The sequence below is a fragment of the Bradyrhizobium sp. genome (assembly GCF_017881085.1).
Taxonomy (GTDB): Bacteria; Pseudomonadota; Alphaproteobacteria; order Rhizobiales; family Xanthobacteraceae; genus Bradyrhizobium.
The window spans coordinates 1-9,613 of sequence record NZ_JADGRI010000211.1; the positions used below are offsets into that span (position 1 = coordinate 1).

Annotated in this window: 11 protein-coding genes; 2 read left to right on the forward strand and 9 right to left on the reverse strand. The window is 64.7% G+C overall.

Going from position 1 to position 9,613, the window contains the following annotated elements:
- The first annotated feature begins 202 nt into the window (after positions 1–202).
- On the forward strand, positions 203–667 hold the full coding sequence (locus tag QZ213_RS18790; RefSeq protein ID WP_291687608.1) for a hypothetical protein: 465 nt from the start codon (positions 203–205) through the stop codon (positions 665–667).
- Between the two features lie 280 nt (positions 668–947).
- Here the strand turns inward: QZ213_RS18790 and QZ213_RS18795 are convergent, their stop codons facing one another.
- The 9 genes from QZ213_RS18795 to sdhC all read right to left on the reverse strand — a co-directional run bounded on the left by QZ213_RS18795 (position 948) and on the right by sdhC (position 8,775).
- The gene (locus QZ213_RS18795; protein WP_291687598.1) at positions 948–1,241 is read right to left on the reverse strand and encodes a hypothetical protein; all 294 of its coding nucleotides are present in this window, start codon (positions 1,239–1,241) and stop codon (positions 948–950) included.
- On the reverse strand, positions 1,242–1,724 hold the full coding sequence (locus QZ213_RS18800) for a pyridoxamine 5'-phosphate oxidase family protein (RefSeq protein ID WP_291687599.1): 483 nt from the start codon (positions 1,722–1,724) through the stop codon (positions 1,242–1,244).
- Positions 1,725–1,800: 76 nt separating this feature from the next.
- Positions 1,801–2,187, reverse strand: a complete 387-nt coding sequence (locus QZ213_RS18805; RefSeq protein WP_291687600.1) for a VOC family protein — start codon at positions 2,185–2,187, stop codon at positions 1,801–1,803.
- A 61-nt stretch (positions 2,188–2,248) separates the two neighbouring features.
- Positions 2,249–3,076, reverse strand: a complete 828-nt coding sequence (locus tag QZ213_RS18810; protein WP_291687607.1) for an FkbM family methyltransferase — start codon at positions 3,074–3,076, stop codon at positions 2,249–2,251.
- Between the two features lie 127 nt (positions 3,077–3,203).
- On the reverse strand, positions 3,204–5,162 hold the full coding sequence (locus tag QZ213_RS18815; protein ID WP_291687601.1) for an ABC transporter ATP-binding protein/permease: 1,959 nt from the start codon (positions 5,160–5,162) through the stop codon (positions 3,204–3,206).
- Positions 5,163–5,272: 110 nt separating this feature from the next.
- Entirely contained in the window at positions 5,273–6,055 is a 783-nt protein-coding gene (locus QZ213_RS18820) for a succinate dehydrogenase iron-sulfur subunit (protein WP_291687602.1), read from the reverse strand.
- 63 nt (positions 6,056–6,118) lie between these two features.
- A complete protein-coding gene (gene sdhA / locus QZ213_RS18825; protein ID WP_291687603.1) occupies positions 6,119–7,969 on the reverse strand; it encodes a succinate dehydrogenase flavoprotein subunit in 1,851 nt (616 codons plus the stop codon).
- 3 nt (positions 7,970–7,972) lie between these two features.
- Complete coding sequence (gene sdhD, locus QZ213_RS18830) at positions 7,973–8,380, reverse strand: succinate dehydrogenase, hydrophobic membrane anchor protein (protein ID WP_291687604.1); 408 nt, start codon at positions 8,378–8,380, stop codon at positions 7,973–7,975.
- Complete coding sequence (gene sdhC / locus QZ213_RS18835) at positions 8,377–8,775, reverse strand: succinate dehydrogenase, cytochrome b556 subunit (protein ID WP_291687605.1); 399 nt, start codon at positions 8,773–8,775, stop codon at positions 8,377–8,379. The genes sdhD and sdhC overlap by 4 nt, the downstream gene beginning before the upstream one ends.
- A gap of 248 nt (positions 8,776–9,023) precedes the next feature.
- Here sdhC and QZ213_RS18840 point away from each other — a divergent pair.
- Positions 9,024–9,613, forward strand: a 590-nt coding sequence (locus QZ213_RS18840; RefSeq protein ID WP_291687606.1) for a sulfite exporter TauE/SafE family protein, incomplete at its 3' end; no start/stop codon positions are given.

Below are 9,613 nucleotides of genomic sequence, written 5' to 3' on the forward strand. Positions count from 1 at the left end.
GGCGAAGCCGCAGGTTGCGGCGATGCCGGACCACCAGGCTCACGCTTCTGCTGAAGCTGTTCCCGGACCAGCGGGGAAGCGGACGGCGTTGGCGAAGCCGCAGGTTGCGGCGATGCCGGACCACCAGGCCCACCCTTCTGCTGAAGCTGTTCCCGGACCAGCGGGGAAGCGGACGGCGTCGGCGTAGTCGCGGGTTGCGGCGATGCTGGGCCACCGGGTTCGCGCTTCTGCTGAAGCTGCTGCTCTCGGACAGCCGGCGAAGACCCTGGAGCACCCTTTTCAAGCCGCTCAAGCCGCGGTGCGGGCGCGCTTTGTCCTTCCGGCGGTTTGGGTGGCGCAGGCGGCGGCGCTGCCGCCGGAGGAGCCGGGGGCGCTGGACGTGGCGGTGGCGGTGGTGGCGGCGCCACGTGAGGGGGAGGAGGCGGCGGTGGAGGCGCCACACGGGGAGGCGGCGGCGGCGGTGGAGGCGCCACGTGAGGGGGAGGAGGCGGCGGTGGGGGCGCCACATGAGGGGGCGGCGGTGGTGGCGGAGGTGCCGCATGCGGAGGTGGAGGCGGCGGCGGCGCTGCAGCGGGTGGCGCCGGGCGCGCAGGCGGGGCGGCTTTCGGTGCTTCCTTCGGCTTGGGCTTTCCGTCGGGGCCGAGTTCTTCCTTGGCCTGCGCCATGACCTGCGGCGCGGTTTGCGCATGCGACGGCGAAGCCATCAATTGCATCGCGGTAAGCGCGGTCGTGGCGAGTAGAACGAAACGAAGGTTGGTCATGATGGTCTGGATCCCCGGAATATTTCTGGCAGCAGGTTTGGCAAATAATGTCTGGCGATCAACAAATAGACGTTAGGCCGGATTGTGGCAGGCCTCGAAGGCGGCCTTCTATTTATTTCTGCACGCGCAAAGTCCGGATACGCGCCTGTTCATTGCGCATTCAGGCGATGGTTTCAAACCATCATATCACATTGTCCCTGCCGGTGTGTCCGGCTGGCCCGGATTCAGATCGGGCCCGGAGCCCGGCAGATCAGTGATTCCGGCGTCGGTTGCGGGCGATGGCGCGCGTGGCCCTTCCGGTCCTCGCACCGGCAACTCCTCCGGCATCCGGCCGGGCAATTCTTCCGGCTGCGGCGGCTCGCCGGGCTCCTGCATCGGCGGCGGCACCTCCGGCAGTGGACTGCCCGGGGGACTTTCCTGGGGCGGCTCGGACGGATTGCCCGGTGTCGCCGGCGGGATTTCGGGGGGTTCGATAGGCATCTACATCGCCACCTTGCGGTTGTCGCCGAGATCGGGCCGCGTGCCGGTGGCTGCGGCTGCCGCCATCTTCACATAGCTGATGACGGAGCCCGGCGAATCCCAGAACTCGGCATCATCGGGCGAAATCTTCAGCAGGCGAATGTTCGGATCCTCCGCCGAGTCCCACCATGCTTTTGCCGGCGTGGAGAACAGCTGCCTGATTCTTTCGCGGTCGTTGGAAATCGCCGCGGTGCCGGTGATGGAAACGTATTTCTGGCTGCCTGCATCCGCGAACGACAAATTGACATGCGGCTCCCTGGCGATTTCCTCGTCCTTGTGGCGCCGCGCGTCGGTGAGGAACAGAATCGCATTCTGGTCGCGATCGAGATAAGCGCTCATCGGCCGGGCGCGCAACTTGTCGCCGTCGCGGGTGACCAGCATCGCAAAGCCGATCTTCTTCATGAGGTCCCAGACGCGCTGGATGTCATTGTTGTCGTTGGCCATGTTTCGCTCCGTTTCTGCCGGAGCGATAACGGCCCCGATCGGGCGATGTTCCCCGTCTCGGATGGATCGGAACCGTTCATTCCGGCGTGTGACACACCGCCTCGATATTGTGGCCGTCGGGATCGAGCACGAAGGCGCCGTAATAATTAGGATGATAGTGAGCGCGAATTCCGGGCGCGCCGTTGTCGCGCCCGCCGGCGGCGATGGCCGCCTTGTAGAAGGCGTCGACCGTGGCGCGATCCCTGGCCGCGATCGCGACATGCAGCGGCTTGTTCAAGGCACCTTCGCCGCCGATCCAGAAATCCGGCTTGCCGTCGGCGCCAAAGCCGGCGGCCGGATCGTGCCCGGTCTGCTCTTGCGTCACTTCCATGACGATGCTGTAGTCGAGCGGCGCCAGCGCTTTCGTATAGAACGTCTTGGCGCGCTCGTAGTCGGAAACCGGAAAGCCGAGATGGTCGATCATCAAAATCTCCGCTGGCCCGAGGAATGAAGTTCCTGCTGTACCGCCAAATAGGGACAAACGTTCAGCCGCGCAGCAACAGCGTGTTGCTGCGGTTCCGGCCCATCTCGGCATAACCGCGCGCAAGCATGTCGGCGATGCAGTCGTCCTGCCATTGGTTGCGCGACAGGTGTTCGATCACCACTGCCTTCGGCCACAGGCGTTGCGGCGCATCCCTGAAGAAGCCGGTCAGGACGCGGTCTTCAAATCCCTCGACATCGATCTTGAGCGCATCGACGTGGGTCACGCCGGCATCGCCGAGAATGCGCTCCAGCCGGAAAGACGGCACCCGGATGGCGTGGCCCGCGGTTTTGTCCGAAACGATGTGGCTGGCGCCGAGATTGTCGCCGTCGGTCTCGATCATCAGCTCGCCGTCGGCGGGGCCGGCGGCGGCGGCGACCAGCCGGACCTGGGTGAAACCGGAGGCGGTGCGGTTGAACGCAAGCCGGGCATGGGTGACCGGATGCGGTTCGACCGCGATCACGGTCCCGCTCACGCCGACGCGGCGCGCCAGCACCATGGCGTAGGTCCCGACATTGGCGCCGACATCGACGAACACGCCGCCGACCGGCGTATGCGCCCGCAGAAAATCCAGCTCTTCGAGATTATAATCGGGATTGAACAGCGCGCCGCGTTCGGTGGCGCTGGTCTGATGATAGAACCGGAACGACGCGCCCTGATAGGTCACGTCGACCGGACCGGCGCGCAGCAAATTGACCAGCCGCGACAGCATCGGGCGAAACGCGCCGCGCTTCAGCTTCGAGCGTTGCGCCAGCGAAATGATCGCGCCTTGCGCGCGCGTCGGCGCGAAAGCGCCGAACGGCGGCGCCGCCGGATCGTTGGCCGCGGCGATGCGGCGGGAAGGGGCTGGTGGTGTCAAGAGATCCTCGTCGAAAACCTGGCGCAGGCATAGCCGGTTTTACGCGCCGTTCCAACGGCACTCTGCCTGCCGCGACTCTGGTCGCGACGTGACGACCGGATCAAGCCGCCGTCTTCGCCGCCTTGCGGTGGCGCAGGAAGCGGCCGAGCAGACGGCGCTTGCCCTTGCGCGGAACGAGATCGATGTCGCTGACGAGTTTCGCGCCGCCCTTGCGCCGTTCCAGCACGATTTTGCGGCTATGGAAGGCCTCCAGTTCGGCGCGGTGGGCGACGCTGACCACGGTGGCCCTGGGCAGCTCCTTGGTCATCAGCTCCATCATCTTGTCCTGGCTCTTCGCATCCAGTGCCGAGGTCGCCTCATCGAGCACGATAATGTCGGGATTGTGCAGGAACAGCCGCGCGAAGGCGAGCCGCTGCTTTTCACCGCCCGACAGCGTCTGGTCCCACGGCGCGTCGTCCTCGATCTTGTCCTTGAGATGACCGAGGCCGACCTTGTCGAGCGCTTGGCCGATCTCCTCAATGGTCCAGTCTTCGGCGGCGCCCGGATAGGCCACCGCGCGGCGCAGCGTGCCCGACGGCACGTAGGGCTTTTGCGGCAGCATGAACAGGCGCCGGTCGGGATGGAAATTCACGCTGCCGCCGCCCCATGGCCACAGCCCCGCGATCGCACGCACCAGCGTGCTCTTGCCGGTGCCGGATTCGCCGGCCACCAGGAGGCGTTCGCCTGCTTCGATCACGACCTCGGCCTCGCCGACCACGGCGGTGCCGTCGTCAAGCGTCACCGTAAGATCGTTCAGGCTGAGAATGGCGTCGCCTTCGGTCTCACCGCGATGAATACGGCCGATCCCGTCGCCGAGCTCGGCGCGCTCCAGCCCGTCGAGCGACATCATCAGGGAGGCGATTCGCCTGGCGCAGGCGTTCCAGTCGGCGAGCCGCGGATAATTGTCGACCAGCCATCCAAACGCGCTCTGCACGATGGTGAAGGCCGACGCCGCCTGCATCACCTGTCCGAGCGACATGCTGTCGTCGAGAAATTTTGGCGCGCACAAGAGTAGCGGGACCACCGGCGCGATCAGGCTGGATCCCTGCGACACCAGCGTGGTGCGCATGTGCTGGCCTGCGAGCCGCGCCCACTGGCGCAACACCTTTGCGAAGGTCTTGTCGATGCCGTCGCGCTCTTCCTGCTCGCCACCGAGCAGCGCGATGCTTTCGCCGTTCTCGCGTACGCGGGTCAGCGTGTAGCGGTAATCGGCCTCGGCCTGGTTCTTGTCTTCGGAAACCTGCACGAAGCCGCGGCCGATCGTCATGATCGAACCCGAGGCGATCGCGGCGTAGAGGACGGCTGCGATCACCAGGAATCCGGGAATGGTGATGGTCGATCCCGCGACCGTGACCGTGAGCGCGCCGCCGATGGTCCAGAGCACCGCGATGAAAGTCGTCGCGGACAGGAAAGCCGAGGTGACGCCCGCGGCAAAATCCACCGGTGAATCGGTCGCGACCCGCAAATCCTCCGCGATACGATACTCCGGGTTCTGGTGGTCCCCGCCGACGAGGTTGAGCTGGTAGTAGCGGCCATTGGTCAACCAGCGCGACACCACGGAATTGGTCAGCCAGGCGCGCCAGCGGCGCTGGATGCCCATGCGCGTGAAGACCTGAGCCACGCCGAGCAGGACGCTGCCGATCGCCAGCGGAAAAAACACCGCGGTCAGATGAAACACCGCGATTGAATCGCGCTTCTCGATCGCGTCAAAAATCGCGCGATTCCAGACATTGATGCCGTATTGAAAGCCGACATTGGTGACGATGAGGGTCACGAGGCCGATGGAAAACATCCACGCCAGCCGGTCGCCGCTCTTGCCCCAAAATCCCTTGGCGCTGATCCAGAACCGCGTCAGCAGGTAATCCTTGCGCGCCTGTTCGGTTTCCTCCGCCGACAGATCCGGATCGGATTCGAGCAACTCAGGAGGAGGCGGCTCGATATGGTCGCCGGCTTCGGCAACCACCTCCACAATCGGTGGGCTGCCGGCAGCGGTACCTTGCGTCGAGGAAACTTTGGACATGGTCGATAACGGAAGGGAAATCAAAAGGTTCCCTTTGGTTCCATGACCGGAATGGCCCGCTGGGCGCGTTTAGCGACAAGACGCCGGCGAGCCCAGGTTCGGGATGGGCGTCAGACCTGGCGCTCGACCATCTTCAGCTTCAGTTCGGCGATCGCCTCGGCGGGATTAAGGCCCTTGGGGCAGGCCTTGGCGCAGTTGAGGATGGTGTGGCAGCGATAGAGCCGGAACGGGTCCTCGAGATTGTCGAGCCGCTCGCCGGTGGCTTCGTCGCGGCTGTCCTTGACCCAGCGGTTCGCCTGCAACAGGGCGGCAGGTCCGAGATAGCGGTCGCTGTTCCACCAATAGCTCGGGCACGAGGTCGAGCAGCAGGCGCAGAGGATGCATTCATAGAGGCCGTCGAGCTTTTCGCGGTCCGCATGGCTCTGCCGCCATTCCTTCTGCGGCGTCGGCGAGGTGGTCTTCAGCCACGGTTCGATCGAGGCATACTGCGCGTAGAAATTGGTCAGATCCGGGATCAGATCCTTCACGACCGGCTGATGCGGCAGCGGATTGACCTTCACCGCGCCCTCTTTCACGTCGTGCATCGACTTGGTGCAGGCCAGCGTGTTCTGGCCGTCGATATTCATGGCGCAGGAGCCGCAGACACCCTCGCGGCAGGAGCGGCGGAAGGTCAGCGTCGGATCGACGTTGTTCTTGATCCAGATCAGCGCGTCGAGCACCATCGGACCGCAATCGCCGGTGTCGACATGATAGGTATCGACGCTCGGATTCTTGCCGTCGTCCGGATTCCAGCGATAGACCTTGAATTCGCGCGTCTGCGTCGCGCCCGCCGGCTTCGGCCAGGCCTTGCCGCCGGTGATCCTTGAATTCTTGGGCAGCGCGAATTCAACCATGTGTCTTGCCTCTACGGTTCTCTCTGTCATGCGCGGGTCAAGCCCGCGCATGACAAATAGCGCTCAGTACACCCGCGCCTTCGGCGGGATGTACTGCACGTCATTGGTCATCGTGTAGTCGTGCACTGGACGATAATCGACCGACGTGTTGCCGCCTTCGTCGATCCAGGCCAGCGTGTGCTTCATCCAGTTCTTGTCGTCGCGGTCCGGGAAATCCTCGCGCGCATGCGCGCCGCGGCTCTCGGTGCGGTTCACCGCCGAGTCCATCGTCGTCACGGCCTGCACGATCAGGTTGTCGAACTCGAGCGTCTCGATCAGATCGGAATTCCAGATCAGCGAGCGGTCGGTCACCGCGACGTCGCTGATGCCGCTGTGAACCTTGTGGATCAGATTGTGCCCTTCGTTCAGCACCTCGCCGGTGCGGAACACCGCGCAATTGTTCTGCATCACATGCTGCATGCTGTCGCGCAGCTTCGCCGTCGGCGTGCCGCCGGAGGCATTGCGATAGCGATCGAGCCGACCGAGGGCCTTGTCGGCGGAACCCGCGGGCAGGTCCGGCTGCTTGCCGTTCGGGGTCAGCTTCTCCGCGCAGCGCAGCGCAGCGGCGCGGCCGAACACCACGAGATCGATCAGCGAATTGGAGCCGAGACGGTTGGCGCCATGCACGGAAACGCAGGCCGCCTCGCCCACCGCCATCAGGCCAGGCACCACGAAATTGTCGTCGCCGTTCTTCTTGGTCAGCGCTTCGCCGTGGAAGTTGGTCGGAATACCGCCCATGTTGTAATGCGCGGTCGGCACGATCGGGATCGGCTCGCGCGTCACATCGACATTGGCGAAGATCTTCGCCGACTCGGAAATGCCCGGCAACCGCTCGTGCAGCACCTTGGGATCGAGATGATCGAGGTGCAGGAAGATGTGGTCCTTGTTCTTGCCGACGCCGCGGCCCTCGCGGATTTCGATGGTCATCGCGCGCGAGACGACGTCGCGCGACGCAAGGTCCTTGGCGGAAGGCGCATAGCGCTCCATGAACCGCTCGCCTTCCGAATTGACGAGATAGCCGCCCTCGCCGCGGGCGCCTTCGGTGACGAGACAGCCGGCGCCGTAAATGCCGGTGGGGTGGAACTGCACGAATTCCATGTCCTGCAGGGGCAGGCCCGCGCGCAGCGCCATCGCGCTGCCGTCGCCGGTCTGGGTGTGGGCGCCGGTGCAGGAATGATAGATGCGGCCATAGCCGCCGGTGGCGAGGATGGTGGTTTGCGCGCGGAAGCGATGCAGCGTGCCGTCGTCGAGCTTGAGCGCGATCACGCCGCGGCAGGTGCCCTGGTCGTCCATGATGAGGTCGATCGCGAAGAATTCGATAAAGAATTCCGCGGAATGACGCAGCGCCTGGCCGTACATGGTGTGCAGCATGGCGTGGCCGGTACGGTCGGCGGCGGCGCAGGTGCGCTGTGCCTGGCCCTTGCCGTAGTCGAGCGTCATGCCGCCGAACGGCCGCTGATAGATCCTGCCGTCCTCGGTGCGCGAGAACGGCACGCCCCAGTGCTCGAGTTCGTAGACCGCCGCCGGCGCCTGGCGCACCATGTATTCGATCGAATCCTGGTCGCCGAGCCAGTCCGACCCCTTGACGGTGTCGTACATATGCCAGCGCCAGTTGTCCTCGTGCATATTGCCGAGCGCGGCCGAGATGCCGCCTTGCGCCGCTACCGTATGCGAGCGCGTCGGAAATACCTTGGTGATGCAGGCGGTGCGCAAGCCCGCCTCGCCGCAGCCGACCACCGCGCGCAGGCCCGCGCCGCCGGCGCCGACCACGACCACGTCGTAGGTGTGGTCCTCGATCGGATAGGCTTGTCCGTTGCCGGCGAATGTTCCGGTGCCGTTTGCGCCGTTCCCCGTGCCATTTCCGCCTCCGGCCATGGGCTACACTCCAGATGACAATTTGAGAATGGCGTAGATCGAGGCCAGCGCCACCGCAACCGAGAAGAAATTGTTGGCCATGATGGCGGCGAGTTTCACCATCTCGCCATGCACGTAGTCCTCGATCACCACCTGCATGCCGATCTTCATGTGCCAGATGCTGGCGACGATGAACAACAAGAGGATGATCGCGACCAGCGGCGAACCCAGGATCTGCGCGGCGCCGGCCTGATTGCGGCCGAGCAGCATCATGACAACCACGATCACGGGCAGGATCAACAACACCATCGCCACCGCGGTGAGGCGCTGGCGCCAGAAGTCGGAGGTGCCGGAATGCGAAGAACCGAGATTGCGGACGCGGCCGAGCGGCGTGCGCATCGATTTTGCGCCTTGGGAATCCGGTGTGCTCATCGTCCGCCTCCGATCGCGTAGGCGGCGATCCACAACAGCACGGTGAGCGAAATGCCGCCGATCAGCGCGCCCCAGGTCAGCGTCTCACGCTCGTTTGCCTTGAAGCCGTAGCCGAGGTCCCAGACGAAATGCCTGACGCCGCTGAGCAGATGATGCATCAGCGCCCAGGTGTAGCCGAACACGATCAGCCGGCCGATGAAGCTCGAGGTAAAGGCCTGCACATTGGAATAGGCGGCCGGCCCGGACGCCGCGGCGATCAGCCACCACGCCAGCAACAGCGTGCCGAAATACAGCGCAACACCGGTGATGCGATGGATGATGGACATCGCCATCGTCAGAGTGAAGCGATAGGTCTGCAGATGCGGCGAAAGCGGTCGTTCGATCCTGGCGGTCATTGGCGGCTTTGACGGTTGCGGGCCCACGCAGGGACCCCTGGAGGGATCGCGGGAGACGGTGCCTATTTACGAAGTCGAATCCCCCAGCGCAACGACGAAATCGGCTGCTTGCGAATGAACGTTCATAGCTTCAGATGAGCCTTGCATTTGAGCACATTGACAAGGTCGCTGGCCCCTGCTGGCTGGTATACCTGAAGCACGATTCATGAACGCGCGCAGTTTCGACGCGGGATAAGGGAAAAACCGGGATGGCGACCGCCGGGCTCAATGTCTCCGAGCTGATCCAACTGGCGCTGCTGCTGGTGGCGGTCGGGGCGCTGTCCGGCTTCCTCGCGGGCGTATTCGGCATCGGGGGCGGCGCGATCCTGGTCCCGGTGTTCTACGAATGCTTCCGGCTGGCAGGCGTGCCGCTGGAGGTGCGGATGCCGCTATGCATCGGCACCTCGCTCGCCATCATCATTCCGACCTCGATCAGCTCCTTTCGCGCCCATTTCGCCCGCGGCGCGGTGGATATGGCGATTGTCCGGGCCTGGTGGCTGCCGGTGGTGGCAGGCGTGATCGCCGGCAGCGTGACCGCGCGCTACGCGCCGGAGCGGCTGTTCAAGATCGTGTTCGTGATGGTGGCATGGTCGGCGGCGGCGCGCCTCTTGCTGGCGCGCGAGAGCTGGAAATTAGGCGACGTCTTTCCGCGGGGGCCGATCATGAAGGCGTACGGCTTTTTCGTCGGGCTGCTCTCCACGCTGATGGGCATAGGCGGCGGATTGTTTTCGAACCTGCTGATGACGTTCTATGGCCGGCCGATCCATCAGGCGGTCGCGACCTCCTCGGCGCTGGCGGT